The sequence below is a fragment of the Rhizobium tropici CIAT 899 genome (assembly GCF_000330885.1).
Classification (GTDB): Bacteria; Pseudomonadota; Alphaproteobacteria; order Rhizobiales; family Rhizobiaceae; genus Rhizobium; species Rhizobium tropici.
Map to the genome: position 1 here is coordinate 2,998,814 of NC_020059.1, position 26,760 is coordinate 3,025,573.

At 60.7% G+C, this 26,760-nt stretch carries 27 protein-coding genes and 2 pseudogenes; 14 read left to right on the plus strand and 15 right to left on the minus strand.

Annotated features, from left to right (window positions below; genetic code table 11):
• The first annotated feature begins 2 nt into the window (after nucleotides 1-2).
• The 5 genes from purE (at nucleotide 3) to RTCIAT899_RS14800 (ending at nucleotide 3,701) form a co-directional block, all read left to right on the plus strand.
• On the plus strand, nucleotides 3-500 hold the full coding sequence (purE, locus tag RTCIAT899_RS14780) for a 5-(carboxyamino)imidazole ribonucleotide mutase (protein WP_015341043.1): 498 nt from the start codon (nucleotides 3-5) through the stop codon (nucleotides 498-500).
• The gene (locus RTCIAT899_RS14785) at nucleotides 497-1,555 is read left to right on the plus strand and encodes a 5-(carboxyamino)imidazole ribonucleotide synthase (protein ID WP_015341044.1); all 1,059 of its coding nucleotides are present in this window, start codon (nucleotides 497-499) and stop codon (nucleotides 1,553-1,555) included. The genes purE and RTCIAT899_RS14785 overlap by 4 nt, the downstream gene beginning before the upstream one ends.
• Before the next feature lie 151 nt (nucleotides 1,556-1,706).
• Nucleotides 1,707-1,832 (plus strand): type B 50S ribosomal protein L36, encoded by a 126-nt coding sequence (ykgO, locus tag RTCIAT899_RS14790; protein ID WP_003566454.1) that lies wholly within the window; start codon nucleotides 1,707-1,709, stop codon nucleotides 1,830-1,832.
• Between the two features lie 90 nt (nucleotides 1,833-1,922).
• Nucleotides 1,923-2,552: a tetratricopeptide repeat protein gene (locus tag RTCIAT899_RS14795; RefSeq protein WP_015341045.1), complete on the plus strand. Its 630-nt coding sequence runs from the start codon at nucleotides 1,923-1,925 to the stop codon at nucleotides 2,550-2,552.
• A 99-nt stretch (nucleotides 2,553-2,651) separates the two neighbouring features.
• Nucleotides 2,652-3,701: an alpha/beta fold hydrolase gene (locus RTCIAT899_RS14800; RefSeq protein ID WP_015341046.1), complete on the plus strand. Its 1,050-nt coding sequence runs from the start codon at nucleotides 2,652-2,654 to the stop codon at nucleotides 3,699-3,701.
• On the opposite strand, the gene RTCIAT899_RS14805 is transcribed toward RTCIAT899_RS14800, so the two are convergent.
• Nucleotides 3,680-4,621 carry a LysR substrate-binding domain-containing protein gene (locus RTCIAT899_RS14805; RefSeq protein ID WP_015341047.1) on the minus strand — a complete coding sequence of 314 codons (942 nt, stop codon included), beginning with the start codon at nucleotides 4,619-4,621 and terminating at the stop codon, nucleotides 3,680-3,682. The two genes, RTCIAT899_RS14800 and RTCIAT899_RS14805, sit on opposite strands and share 22 nt — an antisense overlap.
• 111 nt (nucleotides 4,622-4,732) lie before the next feature.
• On the opposite strand from RTCIAT899_RS14805, the gene RTCIAT899_RS14810 reads away from it, so the two are divergent.
• The 4 genes from RTCIAT899_RS14810 to RTCIAT899_RS14825 all read left to right on the plus strand — a co-directional run bounded on the left by RTCIAT899_RS14810 (nucleotide 4,733) and on the right by RTCIAT899_RS14825 (nucleotide 7,163).
• Nucleotides 4,733-5,125, plus strand: coding sequence for a tautomerase family protein (locus tag RTCIAT899_RS14810; RefSeq protein ID WP_015341048.1), 393 nt, complete (start codon nucleotides 4,733-4,735; stop codon nucleotides 5,123-5,125).
• A gap of 113 nt (nucleotides 5,126-5,238) precedes the next feature.
• Nucleotides 5,239-5,526: a cupin domain-containing protein gene (locus RTCIAT899_RS14815; RefSeq protein ID WP_015341049.1), complete on the plus strand. Its 288-nt coding sequence runs from the start codon at nucleotides 5,239-5,241 to the stop codon at nucleotides 5,524-5,526.
• Between the two features lie 3 nt (nucleotides 5,527-5,529).
• Nucleotides 5,530-6,102, plus strand: coding sequence for a DUF4865 family protein (locus tag RTCIAT899_RS14820; protein WP_015341050.1), 573 nt, complete (start codon nucleotides 5,530-5,532; stop codon nucleotides 6,100-6,102).
• A gap of 89 nt (nucleotides 6,103-6,191) precedes the next feature.
• Nucleotides 6,192-7,163 (plus strand): threonine ammonia-lyase, encoded by a 972-nt coding sequence (locus tag RTCIAT899_RS14825; protein WP_015341051.1) that lies wholly within the window; start codon nucleotides 6,192-6,194, stop codon nucleotides 7,161-7,163.
• Between the two features lie 3 nt (nucleotides 7,164-7,166).
• Here the strand turns inward: RTCIAT899_RS14825 and RTCIAT899_RS14830 are convergent, their stop codons facing one another.
• The 4 genes from RTCIAT899_RS14830 to RTCIAT899_RS14845 form a co-directional block, all read right to left on the minus strand.
• Nucleotides 7,167-7,802 carry a LysE family translocator gene (locus tag RTCIAT899_RS14830; RefSeq protein ID WP_015341052.1) on the minus strand — a complete coding sequence of 212 codons (636 nt, stop codon included), beginning with the start codon at nucleotides 7,800-7,802 and terminating at the stop codon, nucleotides 7,167-7,169.
• 302 nt (nucleotides 7,803-8,104) lie between these two features.
• Nucleotides 8,105-8,986, minus strand: coding sequence for an NAD(P)-dependent oxidoreductase (locus RTCIAT899_RS14835; RefSeq protein ID WP_015341053.1), 882 nt, complete (start codon nucleotides 8,984-8,986; stop codon nucleotides 8,105-8,107).
• A 126-nt stretch (nucleotides 8,987-9,112) separates the two neighbouring features.
• Nucleotides 9,113-10,552 (minus strand): pyruvate kinase, encoded by a 1,440-nt coding sequence (gene pyk, locus RTCIAT899_RS14840; RefSeq protein ID WP_015341054.1) that lies wholly within the window; start codon nucleotides 10,550-10,552, stop codon nucleotides 9,113-9,115.
• Nucleotides 10,552-11,040 (minus strand): DUF1036 domain-containing protein, encoded by a 489-nt coding sequence (locus RTCIAT899_RS14845; protein WP_041677973.1) that lies wholly within the window; start codon nucleotides 11,038-11,040, stop codon nucleotides 10,552-10,554. Before RTCIAT899_RS14845 ends, pyk begins: the two co-directional genes overlap by 1 nt.
• Before the next feature lie 203 nt (nucleotides 11,041-11,243).
• Between RTCIAT899_RS14845 and RTCIAT899_RS14850 the strand changes: the two genes are divergently transcribed.
• The 3 genes from RTCIAT899_RS14850 to RTCIAT899_RS14860 all read left to right on the plus strand — a co-directional run bounded on the left by RTCIAT899_RS14850 (nucleotide 11,244) and on the right by RTCIAT899_RS14860 (nucleotide 12,795).
• Nucleotides 11,244-12,038: an N-formylglutamate amidohydrolase gene (locus RTCIAT899_RS14850; protein ID WP_015341057.1), complete on the plus strand. Its 795-nt coding sequence runs from the start codon at nucleotides 11,244-11,246 to the stop codon at nucleotides 12,036-12,038.
• A 27-nt stretch (nucleotides 12,039-12,065) separates the two neighbouring features.
• Complete coding sequence (locus RTCIAT899_RS14855; RefSeq protein ID WP_015341058.1) at nucleotides 12,066-12,371, plus strand: DUF1244 domain-containing protein; 306 nt, start codon at nucleotides 12,066-12,068, stop codon at nucleotides 12,369-12,371.
• Between the two features lie 172 nt (nucleotides 12,372-12,543).
• Nucleotides 12,544-12,795: a DUF2312 domain-containing protein gene (locus RTCIAT899_RS14860; protein WP_015341059.1), complete on the plus strand. Its 252-nt coding sequence runs from the start codon at nucleotides 12,544-12,546 to the stop codon at nucleotides 12,793-12,795.
• A gap of 67 nt (nucleotides 12,796-12,862) precedes the next feature.
• Here the strand turns inward: RTCIAT899_RS14860 and RTCIAT899_RS14865 are convergent, their stop codons facing one another.
• The 4 genes from RTCIAT899_RS14865 to RTCIAT899_RS14880 all read right to left on the minus strand — a co-directional run bounded on the left by RTCIAT899_RS14865 (nucleotide 12,863) and on the right by RTCIAT899_RS14880 (nucleotide 17,693).
• Entirely contained in the window at nucleotides 12,863-13,915 is a 1,053-nt protein-coding gene (locus RTCIAT899_RS14865; protein ID WP_135488231.1) for an NAD(P)H-dependent flavin oxidoreductase, read from the minus strand.
• 98 nt (nucleotides 13,916-14,013) lie between these two features.
• Complete coding sequence (locus RTCIAT899_RS14870) at nucleotides 14,014-14,937, minus strand: NAD(P)-dependent oxidoreductase (RefSeq protein ID WP_135488230.1); 924 nt, start codon at nucleotides 14,935-14,937, stop codon at nucleotides 14,014-14,016.
• Between the two features lie 204 nt (nucleotides 14,938-15,141).
• Entirely contained in the window at nucleotides 15,142-16,239 is a 1,098-nt protein-coding gene (locus RTCIAT899_RS14875) for a branched-chain amino acid aminotransferase (RefSeq protein ID WP_041677658.1), read from the minus strand.
• Nucleotides 16,240-16,430: 191 nt separating this feature from the next.
• The gene (locus RTCIAT899_RS14880) at nucleotides 16,431-17,693 is read right to left on the minus strand and encodes a flavin monoamine oxidase family protein (RefSeq protein ID WP_015341064.1); all 1,263 of its coding nucleotides are present in this window, start codon (nucleotides 17,691-17,693) and stop codon (nucleotides 16,431-16,433) included.
• Nucleotides 17,694-18,040: 347 nt separating this feature from the next.
• Here RTCIAT899_RS14880 and RTCIAT899_RS14885 point away from each other — a divergent pair, with 347 nt between their 5' ends.
• Nucleotides 18,041-18,235 (plus strand): hypothetical protein, encoded by a 195-nt coding sequence (locus RTCIAT899_RS14885; protein ID WP_015341065.1) that lies wholly within the window; start codon nucleotides 18,041-18,043, stop codon nucleotides 18,233-18,235.
• Between the two features lie 123 nt (nucleotides 18,236-18,358).
• Here RTCIAT899_RS14885 and RTCIAT899_RS14890 read toward each other — a convergent pair whose 3' ends face one another.
• The 6 genes and pseudogenes from RTCIAT899_RS14890 to RTCIAT899_RS14910 all read right to left on the minus strand — a co-directional run.
• Nucleotides 18,359-19,060, minus strand: coding sequence for a polysaccharide deacetylase family protein (locus RTCIAT899_RS14890; protein WP_015341066.1), 702 nt, complete (start codon nucleotides 19,058-19,060; stop codon nucleotides 18,359-18,361).
• An 11-nt stretch (nucleotides 19,061-19,071) separates the two neighbouring features.
• On the minus strand, nucleotides 19,072-19,749 hold the full coding sequence (locus RTCIAT899_RS14895; protein ID WP_244441477.1) for a glycosyltransferase family 25 protein: 678 nt from the start codon (nucleotides 19,747-19,749) through the stop codon (nucleotides 19,072-19,074).
• Nucleotides 19,750-20,038: 289 nt separating this feature from the next.
• Complete coding sequence (locus RTCIAT899_RS14900) at nucleotides 20,039-20,656, minus strand: hypothetical protein (RefSeq protein ID WP_015341068.1); 618 nt, start codon at nucleotides 20,654-20,656, stop codon at nucleotides 20,039-20,041.
• A gap of 279 nt (nucleotides 20,657-20,935) precedes the next feature.
• Complete coding sequence (locus RTCIAT899_RS14905) at nucleotides 20,936-22,888, minus strand: peptidoglycan L,D-endopeptidase MepK (RefSeq protein ID WP_041677659.1); 1,953 nt, start codon at nucleotides 22,886-22,888, stop codon at nucleotides 20,936-20,938.
• A gap of 175 nt (nucleotides 22,889-23,063) precedes the next feature.
• A pseudogene (locus RTCIAT899_RS34560) lies at nucleotides 23,064-23,276 on the minus strand (helix-turn-helix domain-containing protein); the annotation flags it as partial.
• A gap of 104 nt (nucleotides 23,277-23,380) precedes the next feature.
• A pseudogene (locus RTCIAT899_RS14910) lies at nucleotides 23,381-24,632 on the minus strand (sigma-54-dependent transcriptional regulator); the annotation flags it as partial.
• A gap of 220 nt (nucleotides 24,633-24,852) precedes the next feature.
• On the opposite strand from RTCIAT899_RS14910, the gene RTCIAT899_RS14915 reads away from it, so the two are divergent.
• Nucleotides 24,853-26,697, plus strand: a complete 1,845-nt coding sequence (locus tag RTCIAT899_RS14915; protein ID WP_015341071.1) for a M3 family oligoendopeptidase — start codon at nucleotides 24,853-24,855, stop codon at nucleotides 26,695-26,697.
• Nucleotides 26,698-26,760 lie beyond the last annotated feature (63 nt).

Sequence of the window (26,760 nt, forward strand, 5' to 3'; positions counted from 1 at the left end):
CGATGCTGACCGAAAGACCGCCTGTCGCCATCATCATGGGAAGCCAGTCCGACTGGGAGACCATGAAGAATGCTGCGGACACCCTGGAAGCGCTTGAGATTACCTATGATGCGCGCATCATTTCCGCGCATCGTACGCCGGACAGGCTGGTGAGCTTCGCCAAGGGAGCAAGGGACGAGGGTTTCAAGGTCATTATCGCCGGCGCCGGCGGCGCAGCGCATCTGCCGGGCATGGCGGCTTCGATGACGCCTCTTCCGGTCTTCGGCGTGCCGGTTCAGTCACGCGCGCTCTCCGGTCAGGACAGCCTTCTTTCGATCGTGCAGATGCCGGCCGGCATTCCCGTCGGCACGCTCGCGATCGGCAAGGCCGGCGCGGTCAATGCCGCCCTTCTTGCCGCCGCCGTCCTGGCGCTCGGCGACGAGGAGATTGCCGACCGGCTCGACGAATGGCGGGCGCGCCAGAGCGCCGCCGTTGCCGAATATCCGATGGACGACCTATGAACGCGAAGACGATCGGCATCATCGGCGGCGGCCAGCTCGGCCGCATGCTGGCCATGGCGGCCGCCCGCCTGAATTTTCGCACCGTCATCCTCGAGCCGCAGGCCGATTGTCCGGCGGCCCACGTTGCCAATGAGCAGATTGTCGCCGCCTATGACGATGCGGCCGCCCTTGCCGAGCTGGCGAAGCGCTGCGATGCCGTGACCTATGAGTTCGAGAACGTGCCCGTTACCGCCGCCGAGGATCTTGCCTTGCAGGTAACGGTCCATCCGCCGCCCAAGGCGCTTGAAATGGGGCAGGACCGGCTGACCGAAAAGAGCTTCATCAACGGCTGCGGCATTCCGACGGCCCGCTTCCATGCCGTCGACAGCCAGGACGACCTGGAAAAGGCGCTGGCCGATTTCGGCGGCCAAGGCGTGCTGAAGACGCGCCGCCTCGGCTATGACGGCAAAGGCCAGCGCGTTTATCGCTCCGCCGCCGACAGTCCCGAAGGCGGCTACGCGGCCCTGGGCAGTGTTCCGTTGATTCTGGAAAGCTTCGTATCCTTCGAGCGCGAGGTCTCCATCATCGCCGCCCGCGGCAGCGACGGAAAGGTCGCCTGCTACGATCCGGCAGAGAACGTCCATCGCAACGGCATTCTCCACACCTCCACGCTGCCGGCGAGCATTTCGCAAGAGACGGCGAACGCCGCTCGCGATGCTGCGGAAAAGATATTGACGGCGCTCGGCTATGTCGGCGTCATCGGTATCGAGTTCTTCGTGCTTGCCGATGGCAGTCTGATCGCCAATGAAATGGCGCCGCGCGTCCACAATTCCGGCCATTGGACGGAAGCGGCCTGCGTCATCTCGCAATTCGAGCAGCATATCCGCGCCGTCGGCGGCCTGCCGCTCGGAAATCCTCGGCGCCATTCGGACTGCGTCATGACGAATCTGATCGGTGACGATATCCTGGCGCTGCCTGAATGGCTGCGCCTTGACGACACGCTGGTGCATCTCTATGGCAAGACCGAAGCCCGGCCGGGCCGCAAGATGGGGCATGTTACACAGCTTCTGCGTTGAGATCAGCGGGAAAAAGCCCTGACATGGTTGACAGGCCGGGTATGACAGGGTATTTGCTCCCCACCCTAAAGAGCGCGCCCTGAGCGCGCTTTTGATTGTTAAAGACCCGGGCGAATGTGACATTCCCCCTCAGAGATCGCGGATCAGAAAAATGAAGATCAAGAATTCGCTCAAGTCGCTCAAGGCGCGCCACCGTGACAACCGTCTCGTCCGCCGCAAGGGCCGTATCTACATCATCAACAAGCTGAACCCGCGCTTCAAGGCTCGCCAAGGCTGATACAGCGCGCGGCTCCGGTCCCACCGATCGAGCCTCAGTTTTAGTTGATCGCATCAAATTTGTTTTGATCTTCGACATTGGCGGGCTACTATGCCCGCCATGCGCGTTTTTGCTTTGTCATATCTAGCCCTGCCGATTCTGTTTGCTCTGGCTGCCTCTGCACCCCATGCGGCGCCGGCTGATGAACCAAACCCTGTGGAAAAGCAGAATCAGGGCAATTCCTCCGGCACCCTGTCGCCAAAGCAGCAGCTCGACAATCTGTTCACGACGCTGAAGCGGCAGCGCGATCCCGATCAGGCAAGCCTGATTGCGGACCAGATCAATGCCCAGTTCGCCGATTCCGGCAGCGCCACCATCAATCTCCTGATGCAATGGGCCGACAAGGCCATTCAGGACAAGCGCAATGCCGCCGCCATGGATTATCTCGATCAGGTGATCTCGCTGAAGCCCGACTATGTCGAAGGTTGGAACCGACGCGCCACGCTCAATTTTGCGATCGGGGACTATCGCAAGTCGATGGAAGACATCAATCAGGTCCTGCGCATCGAACCGCGCCATTTCGGAGCGCTGACCGGCATGGCGGCGATGCTGACCGAACGCGGCAACGATAATCTCGCCCTCAAGGCCTGGCAGCGCTTTCTCGAAGTCTATCCTGCGAATCGATCGGCCCAGGAGGAAGCGGACAAGCTCTCCGAAAAGATCGCCGGCAGCCGCACCTGATTTTCTGCTGCGGTTTCCCGGCGGAAATCGCATTTGGAGGGATGAAAAGCCGCCATATCGCGCTAGATTAGCGCCTTAAGATATTTGATCCGTGCCGCAATGATCGATTCTTTCCTCGTCGCCATTGTCTTGCTTCTTATCGCCGCGGCGGGCTTTTCCGCCTACAAGACCCGCGCCATCGAGCAGGCCTATCCCAATATTGGCGAACTTACCGATATTGGCGGCTACCGTCTCAACGCGGTCCATTTGCCGCGCCCGGCAACGGCTGATCTGCCGGCTCTGGTCTTTATCCATGGGGCCAGCGGCAATCTGCGCGACCAGTTCGAGGCCTTTGCGGCACCTTTATCTGGCCGCGCCGAAATGCTGTTCGTCGATCGTCCCGGTCACGGCTATTCCGAACGCGGGACCGCCGAAAACGCCCTTCCCTCCGGCCAAGCCGATGCGATCGCCAAGCTGATGGACAAGCGCGGCATCAAGAGCGCCATCATTGTCGGTCACTCCTTCGGTGGTGCGATCGCAGCCGCCTTCGGCATGCGACACCCTGAAAAGACGAAAGGACTACTGTTTCTGGCACCTGCCACCCATCCTTGGCCCGGTGGCATCGACTGGTATTATACGCTTGCCGCCCTGCCCGTTCTTGGCTGGCTTTTTACTCAACTCCTCGTCATTCCACTCGGCTTACGTCGAGTGGAAAGCGGCACGCTCAGCATCTTCCGCCCCAACGAACGGCCGGCGGATTATATAATGAGAACAGCCCCGGAACTGGTGCTACGTCCGCAAACCTTTCGCAACAATGCGATCGACGTGGTCAATCTCTTTGCCTACGTCTCGGCCCATGCGCCGCGCTATAGCGAGATCAAGGCGCCCACGGTCATCATCACCGGCGACAGTGACGATATCGTGCTCGAGGAATTGCATTCGCGCGGCCTTGCCCGGGATATCCCTGGCGCCGAACTCGTTACCATCCGCAATCTCGGCCACAAGCCGGATTATGTCACAACGGATGTCGCAATCGCCGCCATGGAACGGCTGGCGGGCCAGCCGCGTGACCTGCATGAGCTGGCTGCACAGGCGGAAATCCGCATCAGCGACCTCGGCAGCGAAGTTTCCAGGCGACAGCGCTCCTCTCAGGCCATGACGACATCCTGACCAAGCACATCCTCGAATATGCGGCTCTGCGGCACCGCCTCGATGGTCTGCCGCACCGCCTGCAGCATGATCGACGCCAAGCGCTCCGTCGCCGGGCTCCCCTCCGCCTCGGCACGATGGAGCACGAGATCGAGCGTCGGCAAAGCCGGCAAGCCCACCTCTCCCGGCGTCAATTGCCGTACCTTTGGCGGCAGGCCGAGCGGCGTACGCAGCGTCAGGCCAAGACCTGCCGCCGTCGCAGCCCAAAGCCCGCCGAGGCTCGGACTGACAAAGGATATCCGCCAGCCGATACCGGCGCGATCGAGCGTCTTCGTGGCGATGTTGCGCAGCAAACAAGGCGCCTCAAGCGAGGCGAGCGGCATGGTCTCGCCGCCATCGGCGTGCCATTGCGTGTCGCCGCTGGCCGGGCCGACCCAGCAGAGCGGGACTTCAGCTATACGGTCCGTATAAGCCGTGCGGAAACCATCGCTCCAGGCAAGCGCCAGATCGAGCTTGCCTGACGTCACCCGCTCCACAAGTTCCGCATTGCGCACGACACGCGCCTCGATGCGCACTTTCGGATGAGCACGGGCGAAGCGGCCCAATACGTCCGGCAGCAGCGTCTCGCCGAAATCCTCTTGCAAGCCGAGCCGCACCCAGCCCTCAAGCTCCGTCCCATGCAGCGCCGTGGCCGCCTCGTCGTTGAGGTCCAACATCCGCCGTGCATAGCCAAGCATCGTCTCGCCGGCCTCCGTCAACGCCAGTCCCCGGCCCGCCTTGCGAAAGATAGGCGTACCCGCCTGCTCCTCGAGCTTCTTCAACTGGGCGCTGATGGCAGACGTCGAACGCCCAAGCCGGTCTGCCGCCTTGGCATAGCTGCCGAGATCCATACCAGTGACGAAACTGCGCAGCACATCGAGATCGAAGATGATCTTTCGCATGGATAACCATCCATATTTTTGGGACTATATATCCAGAATTATCTGATTTTCAGGATGATTATCCACTGGCATTCTATGCTCGTCAAGTGACACGGAAACAGGAGCAATCCCATGCCATTCACCCGCATCACCCTTCTGCGCGGCAAGTCGCCGGAATATCTCAAGGCACTTTCGGATAATTTCCACCGCGCCCTGGTCGAAGCCTTCGACGTGCCGCCGACCGATCGCTTCCAGTCTATTCATCAGCTGGAGCCGCATGAACTCATCTTCGATCGCACCTATTTCGCCAGCAAGCCGCGTTCGGGCGATTACGTTTTTTTCGACGTCACCATCGGCAAGCCGCGCAGCACCGAGGTCAAGCAGGCCTTCTATCGCCGTGTCGCCGAGCTTCTCGCCGACGCACCCGGCGTTCGCCCCGAGGACATCATGATCACCATCACCACCGCAACCCGCGAGGATTGGTCCTTCTCCGACGGTCGCGCACAGATGATCGAACAGGTCTGAGAGCCATGCCTCAGACCACATCGACCCAAATGCCGGCCATACATCGCGCCGGCACGAATATGCGCCTATCGCCCGATGGCATCGCTACCGCTTCTTTCCTGGTGGAGTCACTTGTGGAGAACGTTGAAAATGGCGGCCTCACAGCGATGCGCTGCGAGCTCGAACCCGGCGTCATGACGCGCTGGCATACGCATCCGCACGGACAGATCCTCTATGTTCTGTCCGGCGTCGGCCTTGCCGAACGTTTCGGCGGCCCGGCCGAGGAGCTGCACGCCGGCGACTGCATCAGCTTCGCGCCGAACGAGCGCCACCGGCACGGTGCGGCACCGGAGAATGCCTTTTCCTATATCAGCATCCAGGCGGCGCAGGATGGAAACGCCGTGACCTGGCTGGAGGAATGACCGATGATCGCCATGCAATATAACTTCCCCCTGCCAGCGGACTACGACATGGCGATCATCGATCGCCGTATCCGTGAAAAAGGTCCCCTGCTCGACAATCTGCCGGGGCTGAAGTTCAAGGCCTATCTGACGGCAAGAAAGGGCGATGTCGTCACGGGGAGCCGGCAGAACCTCTATTCCCCCTTCTACGTATGGCATGAAGAACAGGGCCTGAGCGACTTCGTCTCTGGCCCAGGCTTCTCTGCCCTCACCGAGAACTTCGGCCGTCCTCAGGTCAACACCTGGATCGCCTGGCACGTCGAGACGTCTGCGGATATTGGCAGCGCCAAGTTCGCGACACGCGAGGTGGTCGCAATCGACGCCGAAACATCGCTGGCCGAGCTCCGCGCAAAGGAGGCCGAGGCAGCGGCGCGGGCTATAACGAACGGTGAAGCCCTCGCCTCGGTCGTCGCCTTCGAACCGACCCACTGGACGCTGGTGCGCTTCCGTCTCTTGGCAGAGCCGCCCGAAAATTCGGCTAAATCCGGTCTGCAGACCTACAATGTCGGGCACCTCTCGCTGCCAGGCATCGCCTGAAGTGTCACGGAGACAATCTCATTGTTTTAAAGGAAAGACGGGCGCTTTATGGATGGAAAGTCTTTCTGAATCCGAAGAGTGATCCCTCCATGGTCGATATCGCAATGATCGAAGCCGCCCGCACTCGCCTCGGCGGCCGGGCGCGGCGCACGCCGCTGCTCTCCTCGCCCTTTCTCGATGAAATCGCGGGGCGACACCTGTTCGTGAAAGCCGAGTGCCTGCAGCATTCCGGCTCCTTCAAGTTTCGCGGTGGCTGGTCGGCGGTTTCGGCGCTGGAACCCACCGTACGCGCCAGAGGTGTCATCGCCTTCTCCTCCGGCAACCACGCCCAAGGCGTGGCGTTGGCGGCAAAGCTGCACGGCATCCCCTCAGTCATCATCATGCCGGCGGATGCGCCGAAGCTAAAGATCGCCAACACCCGAGCCTTCGGGGCGGAGGTCGTGCTCTATGATCGCGTGAAGGAAGATCGCGACGAAATCGGCGCACGTATTTCCAACGAACGCGGCTTGACGCTCATCAAGCCCTTTGACGAACCGCAGGTAATCGCCGGCCAGGGAACAACGGGGCTGGAGATCGCAGAGCAGGCCGCCGAGGAAGGCATCGAGACAGCCAGCGTGCTCGTCCCCTGCGGCGGTGGTGGCCTGACCTCCGGTATCGCGCTGGCGCTCGAATCCCGAGCACCGGGCCTAAAGGCGCACCCATGCGAACCGGAAAATTTCGACGACACCGCCCGCTCGCTGGTCTCGGGTAAGATCGAACGCAATGCCGCCCTGCAAGGCTCGATCTGCGATGCTATTATCAGCCCGCAGCCGGGCAACATCACCTTTCCAATTATGAAACGCCTCTGCGGCCCCGGCCTCGTCGTAACAGACGAGGAAGCGCAGAAAGCCATGGCGCTTGCGTTCACTCGGCTGAAGATCGTGGTTGAACCGGGCGGCGCAGTCGCGCTTGCTGCCGCACTCTTCCACGGCAGGCATATCAACGGCGACGCAGTGATCGCGGTCACCTCTGGCGGCAATGTCGATCGGGATGTTTTCGAGGCGGCGTTGAGCCGCCACTAAACCCTAGTTCACGGCGCGGCGATAGAGCGCCAGCGATCCGGCAAGAGCCAAAAGCGCGCCGCCGCAGGCGCGTTCGAGCCATTTTGCCCCTTCCGACTTCAGGACGCGCACGGCCTGCGAGCCGAATACCGCATAGCCGAACATGATCATGAAATCGAGCGCGGCGAAGATCGCGCCGAGCACGACATATTGCTGCATCTGCGGCGCCGAAGGGTCGATGAACTGCGGCAGGAACGCCGAGAAGAAGAGATAGCCCTTCGGATTGGTCACGGCGACCATGAAACTCTTGAGTCCGATGGAGAAAGCGGTTCCCTTCGATTGACTCGCGCTCGCCTGCAATGCGCCATCTATGCTCCCCTTCGATCGCAGCATCATGATGCCGAGAAAGGCGAGATACGCCGCACCCACCCATTTCAGAGTCGAGAACCAGAATTCGGAGGCCGCCAGCAGCGCACCAAGGCCGATGGCCACGGCACTGATGAGAACCGCGTCGGAAAGAACGGCTCCCACCATGCCGGGCAAGGCGCGCCTGATGCCGAAGCGCGAACCATTGGTCAGCGCCAGAAGCACAGTCGGCCCCGGCGTCGCGATACCGATGAAGGAAACAGTGGCGAAGGCGAGCAGCGTAGTCAGATGCATGGGAGTCCCTCCTCTGGAAGAGGGAAGGTTGCATGTGGGAAGGTGGTTAGCAAGAGGGCTTTCTTCCAGCCTGCCGCACCTCTGATACCCTCCTCTGTCACTTCGTGACATCTCCCCCGGGAGATCGTTGGGAGTTTGCTGCCCGTCTTCTTAAATCGATAAGCTGCAGTTTCTGCACACTCAATAGTCGTTTGAGGAGCATCGACGCCGCGAGTTGCCAATCTCCCCCTTGTGGGGGAGATGTCCCGATAGGGACAGAGGGGGGTGCCTCTCCCCAAACTCAACTGCCGATGTTTACATAATTACCCCACCAGACCCGCATCCTTCGCCGCCAGCGCGCCAATCGCCGACCAGTCCAGTTCCTCGCCGCCATGCGCCAGCAGGTTGAGGAACCGATCACGCAGCAGGCTCGCCAGCGGCAGCGGCACGTTCAGCGCCTCGCCGGCAGCCAAAGCCAGCCGAATATCCTTCTGGCCGAGCGGGGCGGTGAAGCCCGCCGGCTGGAACTTGCGGTCCGCGATCAGCCCGCCATAGGTCTTGTAGACAGGCGCGTTGAAAAGCGTCGAGGTCAAGAGATCGAGATAGGCATGCCGGTCGATACCGCCCTTCTCGACCAGCGCCATGGCCTCGCCCAGCGACTCGATGACCGAAGCGATGAGGAAATTGCCGCTGAGCTTGACGAGATTGGCCGCCTTCGGCTCCTCGCCGAGAATGAAGGTGCGTTGACCGATGGCGTTGAAGAGCGGCGTGACCGACTGGATCGCATCAGGTGCACCCGCGGCGGCAACGAAGAGCTTTGCCGCAGCCGCCGCTTCCGGACGGCCGAAGACGGGCGCTGCGACGAAGTGCTGACCTGCCGCGGCATGTTCCCTCGTCAGCCTTTCCGACATGGCAACGCTGATCGTGCTGGCGGAAATATGAACTGCACCCTTGCCAAGGCTTGCCAGAACGCCGCCATCGCCATGGACGACCGCCGACAGCGCATCGTCATGCGCGAGCATGGTGAAGACAGCCTCGCCGCCGCACGCGTCCGCCACGGTCGCCGCAACCTTGGCACCCTCGCCGGCCAGAGCCTCAGCCTTGTCGCGCGAGCGATTGTAGACGGTCACCTCATGCCCGGCCTTGATGAGATTGGTGGCCATGGCGCTGCCCATCTGGCCCAATCCGAGAAATCCGACTTTCATTGGCATATCTCCTTCTCAATCGGCCTGCTTGGGGATTGCAGGCGCTTCGGCTTCAAGAAAAAACCCGCCGTCTTTCGACAGCGGGTTTCGGATGTTTGAGGTGCTGCCGCAATCGGATGTCGGCAATCACACGCCGGACTGGCCGTCCGAACCGATATAGGCAATGCGCAGCATGTTGGTGGCGCCTGGCGTGCCGAGCGGCACACCGGCCGAAATGATGATGCGGTCGCCCGGCTTGCCGAAGCCTTCCTCGGCGACGATACGGCAGGCATTGTTGACCATGTCGTCGAGGTCGGTCGCATCGTGAGTGACGACACAATGCATGCCCCAGACGACGGACAGGCGACGTGCCGTCTGGATGATCGGCGACAGCGCCAGGATCGGAACCTGCGGACGCTCCCGCGAGGCGCGCAGACCGGTAGTGCCGGAGGACGTGTAGCAGACGATGGCGGCAAGCTTCAGCGTCTCGGCGATCTGGCGGGCAGCGAGCGAGATCGCGTCGGCGCCGGTCGCTTCCGGAAGAGCGCGCTGGGCATAGATGATACCGGGATAATGCGGCTCGCGCTCGATGGTGCCTGCAATCGACGCCATCATGGAAACGGCTTCTACAGGATAGTCGCCGGAGGCGGATTCGGCCGAGAGCATGACGGCATCGGCGCCTTCGAAGACGGCGGTCGCGACGTCGGAGACTTCGGCGCGGGTCGGGACCGGCGCGGAGATCATCGATTCCAGCATCTGCGTGGCGACGACCACCGGCTTGCCGGAGCGGCGGCAGGCGCGGATCAGCTGCTTCTGGATACCCGGAACGGCTTCCAGCGGCATTTCCACGCCGAGGTCGCCGCGGGCCACCATCAGCGCGTCGGAAAGCTCGATGATTTCCTCGATGCGCTCGACAGCCTGCGGCTTTTCGATCTTCGACATCAGGCCGACGCGGCCATGCGAGATCTTGCGAACTTCCGTCAGGTCTTCCGGGCGCTGGATGAAGGAGAGCGCGACCCAGTCGACTTCATTGGTCGCGAGAACGGCGTCGAGGTCGGCGCGGTCCTTGTCGGTCAGTGCGCCCACGCCGAGCAGGGTATCGGGCAGGCTGACGCCCTTGCGGTCGGAAATCTTGGTGCCCGAAATGACAGTCGTGACGATGCTCTTGCCGTCGCACTTTTCGGCACGCAGCGCCAGCTTGCCGTCATCGATCAGCAGGCGGTGGCCGGGCTGAACCGATTCCAGGATTTCCGGATGCGGCAGGTAGACACGCGTGTTGTCGCCGGGGATATCCTGATTGTCGAGCGTGAAAGTCTGACCGGGCTTGAGATCGACCTTGGTGTCAGCAAACTTGCCAACGCGCAGCTTGGGACCCTGCAAGTCAGCGAGAATGCCGATCGGCCGACCACAGCGAGCTTCGACGGCGCGAATGCGCTGGATCAGCGTCCGCATCACATCATGGCTGGCGTGGCTCATGTTGATGCGGAACAGGTCCGCCCCGGCCTCGTGAAGCTTCTGGATCATCTCCTCCGAAGAGGAGGCCGGACCGAGCGTTGCGAGGATTTTGACTTTTCGGTTTCGTCTCATCAATTCTGGCTTTCTTGGCTGCCCGAGGGCTCGGAAAGCTGAACCATCCAGCTCGCCTGGCGCCCGGTGTCGTATTCCTTGAATCCCATCTTTTGATAGCCACGCGCGTAGCAATCCTTGACGCCTGGGATTTTGAATTCATTTTCCGCCACGCACATTTCGACGTCACCCGTCCAGCGGCCGCCGCGGGCCGCATCTTCTGCGTAGAGATAATAATAGCGGGATTGAAGCGGCCCCTCGATCAAAGTCGCGCAGGTATTGGCCGGAATTTGCCACCAACCCTCCGTCACCCAGCCGTCCTTGGCGCGATAGCCGATCGCAACGCCGACAAGATTCTGCGTACCGTTGCACGTTCGGAAATCGGCATGGGCCGCATTCGGCATGAAGAAGAACGGCGCTGCCGCAGCGAGAATGAGGAAGGCGATTCGGGCGAGCGGGCCTGACCGCTTAACGAAACGTGGCGCGACTTGGCTGGACACGGCTCCAATTGGCTCCCGGTTATTCGTTGTTGCGTCTTCTTGCGCTGCCATCCCATGAATGTCAACGCAACTCTAATCGATTATATTTTCTTCACGGGATGGTGGCGGCACCATGCACCGCCCCTCATCCGATCGAAGCTGCAAACCTTGCACCTTCCATCCGCACATGCAATCAAACAAAGAGTTGAAAATTTCAATAATCGACAATCCGCATGACCGATTTCAGACCATTTGAATTCATACCCGGCAATCGTGACAAAGGCATGGTCATTCTCGGCGACCACGCCATGCGGCGCCTGCCGGAGCGCTACGGCAGTCTCGGCCTGCCGGAGACCGCCTTCTCCCGCCACATCGCCTATGACATCGGCATCGAAAGCCTCTGCCGTCATCTTTGCGCGCGGCTCGATGTGCCGGGCGTGCTCGGCGGCTTTTCCCGTCTGCTGATCGATCCGAACCGCGGCGAGGACGACCCCACGCTCGTCATGAAGATCTCGGATGGCGCGATCATCCCAGGCAATCATCCAATCACGGATGAGGAATGGAACTACCGTATAGAAGCCTTCCATCGGCCCTATCATGAAGCGGTCGACGAAACGATCTCCGCCGTGGCAGAAGCAACGGGCAAGGCACCCCTGGTTTTCTCGATGCACTCCTTCACGCCGGCGTGGAAGGGTGTGCCGCGCCCCTGGCATGCCAGCGTGCTCTGGGATAGCGACGACCGTGCAGTCGTGCCGCTCCTTGCAAAGCTCAGCGCCGATACCGATCTCGTTATCGGAGATAATGAGCCGTATGACGGTGCGCTGCGCAACGACACCATGTTCCGCCATTGCATGATGAAAGGCATTGGGCATGCGCTGCTGGAAGTCCGGCAGGATCTGATCGGCGACGAGGCCGGCATTGTCGAATGGGCAGATCGCCTGACACCGATCTTCGCAGAGATCAATGCCGATCCGGCGCTCCACGAATATAAGCGATATCCTTCGCGCACTGGGCCTTACGAGGCGTGAGCCGGCAAGCGAATTGAGGAGAAAGAGATGACCGAAGTCACCAAGGAACAGCAGACCGAGCTCGAGGCCGCTGCCTTCCGCCGCCTCGTTGCGCATCTGCGCGAACGCAGCGACGTTCAGAACATCGATCTTATGAACCTCGCCGGCTTCTGCCGCAACTGCCTCTCGAACTGGTATCGCGAAGCGGCTGAAGAGGCGGGCCTGCCTGTCAGCAAGGACGAGTCGCGCGAAGTGATCTATGGCATGCCCTACGAGGATTGGAAGAACCTGCACCAGAAAGAAGCCTCGCCTGTGCAAAAAGCCGCTTTCGAGCAAAACAAGCCGAAAGATTAACGCTCCCTTCACCAATTCGGCTTGACCTTGCGCGCCATTCGCGGCACGTCAACTGCCCGATCGAATTCGAAATCCCGCGCAAGCCCCGAAGCGATGTGCCCCTATCGGTGACCGACCGATCTCATCTGCGACGGGCTGCAAGCGACCCTTTGAGACCCTTTAGGAGAATTGCATGGAAGAGAACAGCGTCGAGAACGTGGCCGCGGCGGAACTGCGTCAATTCATCGAGCGCATCGAACGCCTCGAAGAAGAAAAGGCCGCGATTGGGTCCGACATCAAGGACGTCATGGGCGAAGCCAAGGGCCGCGGCTACGACACCAAGGCGATCCGCACCATCATCCGCCTTCGCAAGAAGGACGCGAACGAACGCCTGGAAGAAGAATCCATCCTGCAGACCTACATGGCCGCACTCGGCATGGAATAATCAAGGCCTCACCAGCCTTGCGAGATGATCGGGAGCCGGCTTGCCGGCTCCTTTCTTTTTGAGCGCATCATTCTGCGAATAGACGGCCGATCAATTCGGCCGCACCGTTCTGCCAGAGTTCGCCCTTGCCGGTTCCCGACCATAGGGACAGGAAATCCGGCGATCCCTTCGCCATCGATGCACCGCGTATATCCCGCGTGAACTTGTTTTGCGCCGGAAAGGGAAGAATGGCATCAGGCTTCCCATCCATCTCGTTCATGAAGCGGTTCTCGATGCCCCGCGCAAAGCGGCCCGAAAAGGCGCGTGTCGTTCGCGTCCGGCGCTCCGGCGTTTCCAGCAGCTTTTTTCGATAAGGTGCCGATGTTCCGGCCTCTGCGCAGGCAAGGAAGGCCGTGCCCATCTGCACGGCCTGCGCGCCCGCCTGCAGCGCCGCGCGAATATCGCCTGAGGTCATGATGCCGCCGGCTGCGATCAGCGGCAAACGAACGGTGCCGACGCATTGCGCCAGGAGATCGCGCATCCCGATTTCCGGATCCGCTGCCCGCGCATCGAAAATGCCGCGATGACCGCCCGCTTCGAAGCCTTGCAGCACGATCGCATCCACGCCGCTCTCTTCCAACGCCCTCGCCTCGCCGAGTGTGGTCGCCGTGCCGATCAGCGGAATGCCAGCCTTCTTCGCTTCCCGTACATAGCCGACCGGCAACAGGCCGAAGACGAAGCTGAAGCATGCGGGTTTGATACGCAAGACAGCTTCGAACTGCGCATCGAAATCCTCTTCGTAGGGAGGCGAAAGCTGCGGCGAAGGCAGTTCTAATTCCTGACGATATCGTACGGTCGCCGCCGCCGCGCGCTCAAACCGATCAGTGGCAACTTCCGGGATTGAGTGCGAAATGAAGAGATTGATCGAAAACGGCCTGTCGGTTCGTTGACGCACCTGAGCTGCAAAGGCTTCGATGGCCGCGGCGTTTAGATAGGCGCCGCCCATGGCGCCGAGCGCGCCTGCGGCAGAAGCCGCCGCCACCAGCTCCACCGACGAAGGACCGCCCGCCATCGGCGCGACGATCAACGGATGCTTCAAGCCAAGTTGTTGAAAAAGATTGCTATCCATAGGGGCAGACATGTCCGGCGTCCTTTCAGAAATGTCTGTTCAGGTCTCCATGCAACATAGGTGCCGCAAGACGACTTCCCAAGCGTGGGCTTGATGAAATTACGCGTCCCTCAATGCCGCCGGAGCGCTTCGGTGCGAGCCTCGATGGCCGCAACTACCGACACCATGTCGAGCCGGCCGTTGCCGAGTTCGGCGCTCTCGCCATAAAGAATACGGCAGACATCAAGGACCGGCGATGCCGTGCCGACGGCACGAGCCGCCTCGGCAATCAGTTTCGTGCTATTGAACGCATCGGCTGTCGCCGCTTGCACTGAAAAATCCCGCGCAACAAGCTTCGGAATTTTCACGCGCGTCAGATCGCTGGCCATCGGGCCGGAATCGATCGCTGCCTGAAAAGTTTCGAGATCGAGGCCGTTCCGCTCGGCGAAATGCGAGGCTTCGGCGAGACCCGCCAGCGTCGTGCAGAGATAGAGATTGACAGCCAGCTTCATCAGCAGCGCATTGCCGACCGGACCGCACAGGATCGTTTCGCGGCACATCGGCGCAAGCAGCGGCCGCACCTCGGCAACCGTCTCCGCATCGCCGCCGAGCAGCGCGACCAGCTGCGCTGTCTCGGCAGGCTTCCGCGAGCCCGAAACCGGGGCTTCGACATAGCGTCCGCCGGCAGCGACAATATCGGCGGCTAGCCCGCGCGAATAGTCGGGCGGATTGGATCCCATCGAAACCACGATATGGCCGGCAACCAGCTTGGCGAAGTCCGGTGTTCCACGCCGCAGCACCGCGTCCAGCACCATTTCATTGACCAGCATGAGGACGACGATGCGGGCGCGTTCGAACACCTCTTCGACGCTTACAGCAACCGTCGCACCCGCCTCGCGCAACGGATCGGCCGCTGCCGGCGATCTGTTCCACACCACCAGCCTGGTGCCTGCCTTTGCGAGATTGAGGGCCATCGGCTGGCCCATGACACCGAGACCGACAAAACCGATCTCCTCGCCCGGCGCGGCGCCGGGACGTTCGCTGAGGTTGGTCATCATAACAACTCCGATGTTTCGGGTGACTATGCGAACTCTGGAGCAATTCCAGGAAAAGTGCGCAGCGGTTTTCCGTCCGGAATTGCGTGAAACAAAGAGATCGAGCGCTTCAGATATTTCACGAAAAGCTGAACCGCTCTTGAGTCAGAAGCCGGCGGGACAGCTCACATGCCTTTTCCCGCCGGATATGAGTTCATGGTTCGCTTAGAACAGGCGGTCCAGCCACTCGTTCTTGTCAGGCGCGCGGCCGAACTGGATGTCGGTCAGCGCCGCCTTCAGGCGCTGCGTCGTAGCGCCGGCATTGCCGTCGCCGATGGTGAAGCTGTGCTTGCGGCCCTTCACCTTGCCGATCGGAGTCACAACAGCCGCCGTGCCACAGGCGAAGGATTCGCGCAGGCGCCCGCTCTCGGCATCCGCCTGCCACTGCTCGATCGAATAGGGCTCTTCGCGCACCGTCAGGCCCATGTCGCGCCCAAGCTTGATCAGCGAATCGCGGGTGATACCGGGCAGGATCGTGCCGGTGAGCGGCGGCGTCTGCAGGGAGCCGTCATCGAAGACGAAGAAGACATTCATGCCGCCAAGCTCCTCGATCCAGCGCTTTTCGACGGCATCGAGGAAGACGACCTGATCGCAGCCTTCGCGCTGGCCCTCAGCCAATGCGGCAAGGCTTGCGGCATAGTTGCCGCCACACTTGGCCGCACCGGTGCCGCCAGGCGCGGCGCGGGTGAAATTCTCGGAGACCCAGAGCGTGACGGCCGATCCGCCGCCCTTGAAAAAGGAGGCGACCGGGGAAGCAATGACGCAGTAGATGTATTCCGCCGACGGTTTTGTGCCGAGAGCGACTTCGGTGCCGATCAGGAACGGCCGGAGATAGAGCGATGCCCCTTCCGCGGTCGGGATCCATTCGCGCTCGATCTTGACCAGCTCGCGTACGGACTCGACAAAAAGCTCTTCCGGCAAGCGCGGCATCGCCAGCCGTTCGGCCGAATTCTGGAAACGGCGCGCATTGGCGCTCGGGCGGAAAAGGGCGGCCCCGCCATCCGGCAGGTGATAGGCCTTCATGCCTTCGAAGATTTCCTGGGCATAATGAAGCACCACGGTTGCCGGATCGAGAGCAAGCGCCTTGCGCGGCTCGATCTTGGCGCTGTGCCAGCCGCGATCCTGCGAGTAGCGGATCGTTACCATGTGATCGGTGAAGATGCGGCCGAAGCCCGGGTTCTGCAGCAGCGCTTCCCGCTCGCTCGCCGTCGCGGGATTGGGATTTTTCTGGATGTCGAAGATTAATGTTTCGCCGGTGCTCATGGCTCCTCCAATGCTTCTTTTGCTGCGGCTTTCGCCGCCCATCTCCCGAAGGATGGTGTAAATCAAATCGGGTGGTATTTGATTGCGTTTACGCCTGTTCTCACGCAAGTTTAAGAGCGATTTGCATAAAATTACGAGGCGAATCGCTATTTCTCGCCTGGAAGCTGGCTATCGGTCTCATGGGGCTTCCATCATAGCGTTTTCGCGATGGCTTCGGCGGCAGCCGCGCCGGTTTCATAGGCGCCGTGCGCGGTAGAATAACGCGTCTTCGAACAGGCTTCTCCGGCGAAGAACAAGTGCTCGTTGTGAGGAGCGGCAAGGACGCTGCGCAGGTCGGAAGCGCCGGGCGTCGCATAGGAATAAGAACCACCGAAGAGAGGCTCTCCCGCCCAGGCTGACGCAGCCAGCGGCGACAGCGTCTTGCCGACATCGGCACCAAAGACGCGCTTCAACTGCTCCACCGAAAAGTCAAACATCGCATCGACGCCCTGCCGCTCCAGATCGAGCGCGAGGTCGGCAGCGAAATAGGCCTCGATGACCGGCGCACCGAATGGCTTCAGGTGATAGGCGCCCGTCCGGCGGCTATGCTGCGATCCCGTCACATGCGTATCCTTCGGAAACATCGCCGGCTCGGCAACACGAAGGAAAAGCTTGTTTGCCAGGCCGAGCGGCAGGCGGGACGCCGCCTCGATCTTTTCCGGCAAAGGCGGCCAGAAGGTAATGCGTTCGGCCGCAAGCACATTGGTGGAGACGGTGACGATGACGGCCTTCGCCCGCAGCTCACCCTTGGCTGTCGAAAGCACGATATGGCCGACGCCGCTGTGGTCGATGCGGCGGACCTCGGCGCCGACAACGGTCGGCACCGGCAGACCGTAGGTGGCAACCAAGGTGCCGTAGCCCTGCTGCACGCGCCAGTCAGGACCAGGGCCGGGATCGTAGCGGCCAAGATCGATCACCGAAGACTTGTCGAGCTCTCCCCCGGTCATGAAGGCGCCGACGGCGTAAATCCTTTCATTCCACGGATCATCAGGAGACAACATGGCCGAGAGATCGGCGTCTGCATCGCCCTCATACTCATAGACCCGCCCGAAGAAGTCGTTGACGGCGGCAGCCGCAGCCTTTGCATCGGGATCGTTCTGTTCCAGCCGATGGCCGCCATCGCTCCAGGGCGCAGGCGTGCGATCGACGGTCAGACCCACTTCCTCGGCAATATCAGTCCAGGCATTGGTGCGCGCGCCATGCAGCCAGCCGCAGCCGAGGTCTAGCGCAGCGGTATCGGCTCCGAACGGACGGATCGAGCAGGCCCGGCCGCCGACACGATGGGAGGCCTCGAGCAGGAGGATCGAGAGATCCGGCCGAAGCAATTGCAGTTGCCGGGCTGCAGCTACACCGGCTGCGCCGGCACCGATCACGGCAACGTCGACTTCGCCGCCTCTCCAGGATTCGATGGGCATTCCAATTCCCCTTCGCGCAAGCACCGGAGCCTGACCGAGCCTCGCGACTTGGTGATATGAGGCTCGCCTATCCGCCGGCGCGAACCCCGTCGATCATCTGTAGCCGACCTCGGCGCAGCCTGTAAACGGTGACAATGATGGGCATACCAAATTGCCGCATTGAGCCCAAATGACGAATGTCGTACGTGCTTCATCGAGGCAGATAATGAGGAAGATCGTGCGGAAACCGACCTTCGCAACAACACTTTCGACCGCGACGCGTAATATTGGAGGCGCTTGTGCCAACACAGCTCAATAAGACGGCAGCCGGACGTCGGGCTTCTTTCAAGTCGCGTCAGGAAACACCGATGTTCACGAAGGAGTGGTCCATCCCCGCGATCCTCACCATCTTCCTGCTCGGCGTCTGCGGTCTGATCGCTTATTTCACCTGGACCCTCTTGCCGCCAGCGGCGACAGCACAGAACCATGTCGGTGGAGCTGCCATACTCAGCGATAGCAGTGCCCATCTGATTGCCGATCCGGTGGCGAAAAAGCAGCCATAGCAGCCGCAGCGGCCGATGACGCGGGATGAAGGCTAACATGCGCAGGCGCCGTACTTTCTGCCGGCCATAAGACCGACGGCAGCTACAGCTTACGGTCGCACCATGATCCGAAGGTTCGGCCGGCTATCCGAGGACACATTTCTTGACGAAATGCAGCCAGCTGTCGTTGCGCCGGATGGTCGCGCGCGGCAAGCCGAAGGGATCGTCGCTTGATCGGGCCCGACCGCGGCGTGTCGTCGTTGCGGCGCTGTAACCGGCTTCATAGGCAAGCACGCGGTCGAGCGGCGTTTCGTCGCCATAGGGAAAGCAGAAGGACGAGATTCCCTCATCCAGCAAATCTTCGAGCAGCTCGCGCGAATGCGTGATCTGACGGCGTGCCTCTTCCATGGGCAATTGTGGCAGGCGGACGTGATCGAGTGTGTGCGATCCCACCTCGTGCCCGAGGCTGTGCCAGTGCTTCAGCTGCTCGACCGACATGCAAGGCGCCGGCGCCACGCCAAGGGGGACATCCCAGACATTGCTGCCGCCGATCTGGTTCGCCACGACGAAATTCGTGGCGGTGAAGCCGAGCTCCTGCAGCACGGGCAAGGCATTCTCATAAACATTGGCATAGCTGTCATCGAAGGTGATGGCAGCGACTTTGCCGGTCTTCTCGCCGCGGATGTAAGGCATTGCCTCCCGCAGCGATACACCCTGAATTCCAAGCCTTTTCAGCCATTCCATCTGACGATGGAAGGCTTCTGGATGGACGACCATGCTTCTGAACGGCGCCTTGCGCGACGGCGGTACCGCAATCTGATGATATGCGAGGATCGGAACGGCCACGATGGATGATCTCAGATGATGCGGCGCGAGCGAAGCGCGATCTTGGCACGATAGAGTGGCCGCAACACCTCTCTGGAGAGCATTCCCATTACTGTCTTGCGGCTTTTGATCGTGCTGCCGCCGAGCTGGGGAGAGATTTCACGCACGCCGCCGGGCAAGACCGAAAGCGGGGACACGCGGGTAAACCAGCTCATCTGCATGGTGGTATCGACGGGTCGATCGAAGACGGAGGTCGCCTCCAGCAGGCGGATGGCAGCATCGCGGCTGACAAGCTGCGCCACCATGCCAAGCCCAATCCGCGTCGGCTGAATGACATCGGCCTCCCCCTGGGAGAGAACACATCTGCCGTGCTCCTTGCCCATGCGAAACGGGAAGCGAATGAAAGAACCTGGCTTCAGGCAGGCCTTGGCGGCGGCAAAAGCGGCATGGAACGCATCGTCGATCTCGACATCGTCCTCGAAGACAAGGCCGGCATCGATGCCCTGCTCGACGATGGCGGCCCAAGCCTTACGGTGCGACAGAAAGCAGGCGATCTCGCCCGCGCTCATGGCAAACGGATAATATGGCTTCTGGAGCCGAGGACGGTAGGCATTGTCGATCTCGGCGACACCCAGAGCGCGGCCATCGACTGCCTCAATGACCTCACTCTGCACCGGAAGCTTTGCAACAAGCCTTTCGACCTGCGGCATGCGATCGCGGGCGCGAGCGAGATGGATGATGAAGCCACGAATAACGGGTTGGCCGGGCGCGTCCAGAACGGTACCCGCCGAATTGGACGCAGGAGCGAACTCGAATCCCGTATGAGATCTTTCGAGCGGCATCGCCGAAGACGGGTTGAATTCGTGGGCTTGCATGAATGGATACCTCGAGGTCATATTTCGCGAGGCTCTAGCAACCCTGAATGAAAGCGAGCTTAGGCAAACCTGAGGCCAAACTGAAAATGGTTGTTTTCAACTGGTCTGAACAACTGAAGGAAGGCTAAACGAGCATGCTGATGCGGCCGCTCGCCATTTTGTCTTCAACCCAGCGGCGCTCGTCCAGCCAGGCATGGCGTTTCCACCCTTCCCAGCTGAAACCGCACAGCTTCACCTCCCACTCGTCGGCGGGCAATCGTGACAGCACATATCGGATGCCGAAGAAGCCGGTGCTCGGAAAGAGCTGGTGCATGCGGCATTGGTTCACGCCGAGTTCCTCGCAGCCCTCGATGTAGAACTGCGGCGGCATGATGCGGATTTCCTTGCCGGCGGCGCCGACCAACTCGATCGTCCGCATCGTCCAATCGCTTCTCCTGCCTTTGAGGCGCGAGAGAAGATTGGGCTTGGGGTGATATTTGCGGATGATATCGGGATGATAGGCCAGCACAACCTCTTTGGCGGCCGTAAAAGTCGGGCTTGTCAGAAAGGCCGGGGCCGTCAATCGGCGCTGCATCGGCTTGCTGGAAGCTGCAAGCATGAGAATATCGGTGCGTGAGCCGCTCATCCCGATCGAGGCTTTCGGCTCGTTGAAGCGCATTGCGAATTCAGCATTGTCCACGACCTCGGAAAGGTCGCGATGCAGCTTGCCATTGCCGATGATGATTGCCGTCTTGCGGGTCAAATATGAGTATCCATCAGGTCTGAAATCGCCGACCTAACGAAGCCAAATGAAGCCAAACTGAATGGTCGATCAAGAAAGCATGCCTAAATCCTGACACGAACCTGAAAGCCGTCGCGATGTCACCCGCAAGCAACAGCAGCCCCCGAGGACCACGCGTCAGCTCAGATTTGTGTGGGGCTTGAGAGTGCAAGAAGCCGATTGCGAACGCAAAGAGGTGACATCTTGCCGAATCAAAAAGGAGCCCAAACGGGCTCCCGAAGCGATGACGGTTTGTCTGGTCTATTCGACCGAATTGAACTTCTTCACCTGAAGAAAATTCACTGCACTTCCGCTGAAGCGTTCGGGATCGATCGACGCGGTCTGCACCTTGAAACCGTCCGTGTAAACGGCGGTCGGCTGGGCACGAAGCGTCGGGCTCACGAAGCGCGGCGCCTTGACCGGGCGGTTCACGATCTCGACCCGAGCCTTTGCGATCGCCCATTGCGAGATCATCTTATCCGTCAGCGTCGGCGCAGTTGTCACAGTTGCACGGCCCGAATCGGCCACGACGGCATCCTGCTTGTTCGGCCGCCCGCCCTTGGTCGCAATGCCAGCGGCAATCGGGCGTTCCTGCGGCGTTGTCGGCTCGAAACCGTCATTGAAGCGACGGCTACTGGCCTTCACCTCACCGCGAACCGGCGCGAGTGCGGCCACCTGCATCGGCATTTGCTGGGTCGGTCTCTGCTGCGGCAGGACGGAGGCAATAGCCTGCGCTGCATCATTACCGGCAGCCAGACCACCACCTGCCGCGGGCAGCTGATCCTTGGACGCGACGTTGTTCGACGGTTGGGTCATCGCAACCGCATTGTTGACATCCGATCGATCCGGACGGCTCTGCTCCAGAGCCGCAATGACCGAAGGCGAAAGCGCGCCTGCATCGGCCTGGTCGTCGGCGGCCTCCTGATCCGCATCGGCTGATGCCAGCAGGCTTTCGGCCAATTCCGGACGCTGCGCCGGCACCGGAACGGCAGCCAACTGGCCTTTCATGTCAGCCTCGGCCGATGCCACTTCGGCATCGCCGGGTGAGCGGCGGTCAAGCAAGGACGGCACCGGCACATGATAGGAGCGAAGATCGGCATATTGCGGCTGATCTCCCGTATCCGGCATGGCGGCGGCAAGCGCGTCCTGAGCAGCGTTGCGAGACGGCGAAACGAGAGCGGAAGCAACATCGCTGCCGGCAGGCTGATTGCCGAATGCCGGGCGAACCTGCGGAACGGGCGCGTTTACGCTGGCGACCTGAACCTGGGCCGGAGCCGGAGCGGCGCCATCGTCACCATCATCGCTGGCGGCTGGAGCGGGCTGGCCTTTGCGAGCAGCCGAAGCGACAGCCACCGGTGCTGCCGCCGTACCGGTATCTGCATTATCCTCTTCCTCATCCGCACCACCGCCCCCGAACAGACGGGCAAAGAAGCCGCGGCGCGACGAAGAGGAGCTGGCGATCTGGATATCGTCGGACGACATGCGGCGCTTGTAATCGGCGACTGCCTGCTGGTAGCCCGGCAGCGGCCGGCCGTCGGCCGGAATATGCATCGTCTTGCCATCCGGGAAGAGGCGGACGAGATCCTGGCGATCCATGCGCGGCCATGCACGCACGCCGCCGACGTCCATATGGACGAAAGGCGAACCCGAAGTCGGATAATAGCCGACACCGCCCACCTGCAGCTTCATGCCGATTTCGCGCAGCTTGGAAAGCTTGACGTCCGGAAGATAGAAGTCCATCGCGTTGCCGAGCATGTGCTGGCTCTTCTTGGCAACGCCGGTGTGGGCCGAACGCGTGCGCAGCATCTCGTTGGTGCCAGGCGAACGGAACCCGCAGATCACATAGATGAATTCGTGCGAACCGCTTTCGCGGTAGGCCTCCCAGATCAGATCGAACAGGCGCGGGTTCATCTTGGTGGGCTGATTCTTGCGCCAATCGCGCAGGATGCGGTTCAGCTTCTCCAGGCCGTCCGGATCGAACCTGCCATTACGCTTGTAGGTAATGACGGCCTTTTCGCCGGTGTGGACATAATAGATCTTCAGGCTGCGGGTTTCACCACCAGCCTGCGAGGGAGTACCGACGAAAACAGGAGTAGAAACGGCCAAAGCAAGGAGGCCAACGGCTGCTACCTTGGCCACCTTGCTAAATAGGTTAGAGCACGCAGAATGCCAGCTCAAGCTATTAGGCTTGGTATTTGCACTCAAATTCGGCAATTCGATCCCCGTCCGACAGACAATGTCGCATCGTGTTCCAAATGGCTGTCAATTGCGGTGACACGATGGCAAAAATGCCACACATGGTCGCCCCCTTCATACATGGTGAACGATGCACTAACAAGTGCTTTACGACGGGTAACAAAATATGCTTGCCTAAACGTTAAGCTTTTTCTCATGCCGCGCTTTTTTGCGGATCATCCGGGTCGATGCCATAGTCTTTCAACTTACGGTAGAGAGTTGAGCGTCCGATACCGAGCTTTCTCGCCACCTGACTCATCTGCCCGCGATAGAATTTAAGGGCGAATCGGATCAATTCTTCCTCTACATCCGCCAGTTTTCTTACGTCGCCCAAGGTGTTCGTGCTGACGATGACATTGTCGGAAGCATCGGCGGAAGCAAGCGGAGGAGTTGCAGGCGATGCCTGCGAAACCCCGTAAGGGATCCGTTCGCTTCTTTCAGCCGCCAGAAGTTCAGCCGACGAGGCATGCGAATTATCCACAACCAAAGTCGGATGCTCGACAGCGAAATAACCCGGCAGCTGCGCGGCGATCTGCGGAAAATCCGTATCGAGCAACTCCGGTCCTTCGGACAGAACGACTGCGCGGAAGATCGCGTTTTCGAGCTGGCGGATATTGCCCGGCCAGTCATAGGCCGTCAGCAATGCAAGAGCATCATTGCTGATACCAAGCGGGCGATCGAGCTTCTGTTCCAGTGCAAACCGGTCGGCAAAAGCGCGCGCCAGATGCGGGATGTCCTCCTTGCGGCGGCGCAGGGCCGGCATCGTGATCGGGAAGACATTGAGGCGATAGTAGAGATCTTCGCGGAATCGCCCCGCCTTGACCTCTTCGATTAGATCCTTGTTGGTGGCCGAGATCAGCCGGACATTGACCTTCTGCGCGACACGTGCGCCGACGGTCTCGATTTCGCCCTGCTGCACGGCGCGCAAAAGCTTGACCTGGACTTCCAGTGGCAGATCGCCGATTTCGTCGAGGAACAGCGTGCCGCCATCGGCTTCCATGAATTTGCCGACATGGCGTTCAGTCGCACCCGTGAATGCGCCCTTCTCGTGTCCGAAAAGGATGCTTTCGACGAGATTGTGCGGGATCGCACCGCAATTGACGATCACGAACGGCTTGCCGGCACGATCGCTGGCGGCCTGGATGGCGCGAGCCACCAGTTCCTTGCCGACGCCCGATTCGCCTTCCAGTACCACCGGAATGCTCGATTGCGCCGCCCGATGGGCGAGATCGATCACGCGCATCATCGCCGGACTTGCCGAGACGATGTCGTCGAAGGAGATGCTGCTCGAGCGCGACTTGCGCCCGGCGCGGGCCTTCGCCTCGCGCTGGTCGAGCTTCAGGGCGTTGGCGATCGACGCAGCGATACGCTCCGGCGACACAGGCTTGACGACGAAATCGAAGGCGCCAGCGCGCATGGCCTGCACCACGGTATCGATGCCGCCCTGCCCGGTCTGCACGATGACGGGCAGGTCGATGCCCATATCGTTCAGAGCGCCCAGGAACTCGATGCCGTTCATTTCCGGCATCATGAGATCGAGCACGATCACATTAATCTGATCGTGGCCACGCTTCAGAAACTCCAGGCCGAGACGGCCATTTTCTGCCAAATGGGCAACGTGTCCGTGTCGCTCGATGGCATTCTTCAGCAGACGGCGTTGAATCGGATCATCCTCAACAACGAGAATCTGCGCGCCTCCCTTGGCGCTATTGTAAACGGTCATTGGTGCCTCACTTCATGCGAAACCTGACGCGGACATTCGCAGAAAGGCTTGAACATGAAGTTTTGCCAAACCATCGCATTTTAATCATTATGACGAATATAAAACCGCTTATGAATCAACGGCCGGCGTTGGAAAATCAGGCCTTGCAGTGGCCTTTCCAGCCCACTAGACACGAATGGATCGGACGATCCGAAAGATAAAAGCAGAGGAAATTTCGCCTATGAGCCCGACCTCGCTCCGCCACTCTCTTAACTTCTCGGCAAGCTCGGCCGCCGGCCAGGCGCTTGGCGAGCTGCCCGCCTGGAAGCTCAGCGATCTCTATCCGTCCGCGACGTCGCCGGAATTTCTTGGAGACATCGAAAAGGCCCGCAAGCTGGCCATTGCCTTCGAGGAAAAATGGAAAGGCAAGCTGACCGAAGCCGCCGCCAAATCGGGCGACGCCGGCATCGGCGCCGCCATCAAGGAGTATGAGGCGCTTGACGATATCATGGGCCGCCTCGGCTCCTATGCCGGGCTCACCTATTTCACGAACACCATCGATCCGGCGAACGGCAAACTCTATGGCGACGTTCAAGCGAAGCTAACGGACTATGCCGCGCACCTGCTATTCTTTCCGCTGGAATTGAATCGCATCGACGACGCAGTCATGGATGCCTGCATGGCGAACGACGCCGCCGCCGGTCACTACCGCCCGTGGATCGTCGATCTGCGCAAGGACAAGCCGCATCAGCTCGACGACAAGCTCGAACAGTTGTTCCTGGAAAAGTCGATGACGAGCGCTGCCGCCTTCAACCGACTGTTCGACGAGACGATGGCGGAACTGCGCTTCGAGATCGACGGTGAGAAGCAGCCGCTGGAAGTGGCCTTGAACATGCTGCAGGAGCAGGACCCCGAAGTGCGTCGCAAGGCGGCCATGGCGCTTGCCGAAACCTTCAAGGCGAACCTGCGCACCTTCACGCTGATCACCAATACGCTCGCCAAGGATAAGGAAATTTCCGACCGTTGGCGCGGTTTCGAGGATATTGCCGATAGCAGGCATCTCGCCAACCGCGTCGAGCGCGAAGTGGTTGATGCGCTGGCTGCTGCCGTGCGAGACGCCTATCCACGCCTGTCGCATCGCTATTACAAGATGAAGGCCAAGTGGCTTGGCATGGAGCAGATGAATTTCTGGGACCGCAACGCGCCGCTGCCGGAAACGCCTAATGCACTGATCCCCTGGACCGATGCGAAGGACACAGTTCTTTCGGCCTACGGCAATTTTGCGCCAGAAATGGCTGCGATCGCCCAGCGCTTCTTCGATGAGGAATGGATCGACGCGCCGGTGCGTCCGGGCAAGGCGCCTGGTGCGTTCGCGCATCCGACGGTCCCTTCCGCCCATCCCTATGTCCTCGTCAATTACATGGGCAAGCCACGCGATGTCATGACGCTGGCGCATGAGCTTGGCCACGGCGTGCATCAGGTACTGGCCGGCGGCCAGGGAGCGCTGATGTGCCAGACGCCGCTGACATTGGCGGAAACCGCCTCCGTCTTCGGCGAGATGCTGACCTTCCGCGCGCTCCTCGACAAGACTACCGACAAGCGCGAACGCAAGGCGATGCTCGCCCAGAAGGTCGAGGACATGATCAATACGGTCGTGCGCCAGATCGCCTTCTACGAATTCGAGCGCAAGGTGCACACCGCCCGCAAGAATGGCGAACTGACATCGGACAATATCGGCGAACTGTGGCTCTCCGTGCAGGAAGAGAGCCTAGGCCCGGCGATCAAGATCTCCGAGGGCTATGAGACCTATTGGGCCTATATCCCCCACTTCATCCACTCGCCTTTCTACGTCTATGCCTATGCCTTCGGTGACTGCCTGGTGAATTCGCTCTATGCCGTCTACCGCAACGCCGAAAAGGGCTTCCAGGACAAGTATTTCGAGCTCCTGAAGGCCGGCGGCACCAAGCATCATTCTGAGCTCCTGAAGCCTTTTGGTCTCGACGCAACCGATCCGTCGTTCTGGAGCAAGGGCCTGTCGATGATCGAAGGGCTGATCGATGAGTTGGAAGCGTTAGATAAGAACTGAGCTGAAGAGAAGCAGGACAGGCACGTCCGCCATTGCTGCAGCTTTGTGCCTGACAATCGATAT

Bases quoted from the DNA above. Each gene is read 5' to 3' on its own strand.
- purE (WP_015341043.1), top strand. From the start codon at position 3: ATGCTGACCGAAAGACCGCCTGTCGCCATCATCATGGGAAGCCAGTCC.
- RTCIAT899_RS14785 (WP_015341044.1), top strand. From the start codon at position 497: ATGAACGCGAAGACGATCGGCATCATCGGCGGCGGCCAGCTCGGCCGC.
- ykgO (WP_003566454.1), top strand. From the start codon at position 1,707: ATGAAGATCAAGAATTCGCTCAAGTCGCTCAAGGCGCGCCACCGTGAC.
- RTCIAT899_RS14795 (WP_015341045.1), top strand. From the start codon at position 1,923: ATGCCCGCCATGCGCGTTTTTGCTTTGTCATATCTAGCCCTGCCGATT.
- RTCIAT899_RS14800 (WP_015341046.1), top strand. From the start codon at position 2,652: ATGATCGATTCTTTCCTCGTCGCCATTGTCTTGCTTCTTATCGCCGCG.
- RTCIAT899_RS14805 (WP_015341047.1), bottom strand. From the start codon at position 4,621: ATGCGAAAGATCATCTTCGATCTCGATGTGCTGCGCAGTTTCGTCACT.
- RTCIAT899_RS14810 (WP_015341048.1), top strand. From the start codon at position 4,733: ATGCCATTCACCCGCATCACCCTTCTGCGCGGCAAGTCGCCGGAATAT.
- RTCIAT899_RS14820 (WP_015341050.1), top strand. From the start codon at position 5,530: ATGATCGCCATGCAATATAACTTCCCCCTGCCAGCGGACTACGACATG.
- RTCIAT899_RS14825 (WP_015341051.1), top strand. From the start codon at position 6,192: ATGGTCGATATCGCAATGATCGAAGCCGCCCGCACTCGCCTCGGCGGC.
- RTCIAT899_RS14830 (WP_015341052.1), bottom strand. From the start codon at position 7,802: ATGCATCTGACTACGCTGCTCGCCTTCGCCACTGTTTCCTTCATCGGT.
- RTCIAT899_RS14835 (WP_015341053.1), bottom strand. From the start codon at position 8,986: ATGAAAGTCGGATTTCTCGGATTGGGCCAGATGGGCAGCGCCATGGCC.
- pyk (WP_015341054.1), bottom strand. From the start codon at position 10,552: ATGAGACGAAACCGAAAAGTCAAAATCCTCGCAACGCTCGGTCCGGCC.
- RTCIAT899_RS14850 (WP_015341057.1), top strand. From the start codon at position 11,244: ATGACCGATTTCAGACCATTTGAATTCATACCCGGCAATCGTGACAAA.
- RTCIAT899_RS14855 (WP_015341058.1), top strand. From the start codon at position 12,066: ATGACCGAAGTCACCAAGGAACAGCAGACCGAGCTCGAGGCCGCTGCC.
- RTCIAT899_RS14860 (WP_015341059.1), top strand. From the start codon at position 12,544: ATGGAAGAGAACAGCGTCGAGAACGTGGCCGCGGCGGAACTGCGTCAA.
- RTCIAT899_RS14865 (WP_135488231.1), bottom strand. From the start codon at position 13,915: ATGTCTGCCCCTATGGATAGCAATCTTTTTCAACAACTTGGCTTGAAG.
- RTCIAT899_RS14870 (WP_135488230.1), bottom strand. From the start codon at position 14,937: ATGACCAACCTCAGCGAACGTCCCGGCGCCGCGCCGGGCGAGGAGATC.
- RTCIAT899_RS14875 (WP_041677658.1), bottom strand. From the start codon at position 16,239: ATGAGCACCGGCGAAACATTAATCTTCGACATCCAGAAAAATCCCAAT.
- RTCIAT899_RS14880 (WP_015341064.1), bottom strand. From the start codon at position 17,693: ATGCCCATCGAATCCTGGAGAGGCGGCGAAGTCGACGTTGCCGTGATC.
- RTCIAT899_RS14885 (WP_015341065.1), top strand. From the start codon at position 18,041: ATGTTCACGAAGGAGTGGTCCATCCCCGCGATCCTCACCATCTTCCTG.
- RTCIAT899_RS14895 (WP_244441477.1), bottom strand. From the start codon at position 19,749: ATGCCGCAGGTCGAAAGGCTTGTTGCAAAGCTTCCGGTGCAGAGTGAG.
- RTCIAT899_RS14915 (WP_015341071.1), top strand. From the start codon at position 24,853: ATGAGCCCGACCTCGCTCCGCCACTCTCTTAACTTCTCGGCAAGCTCG.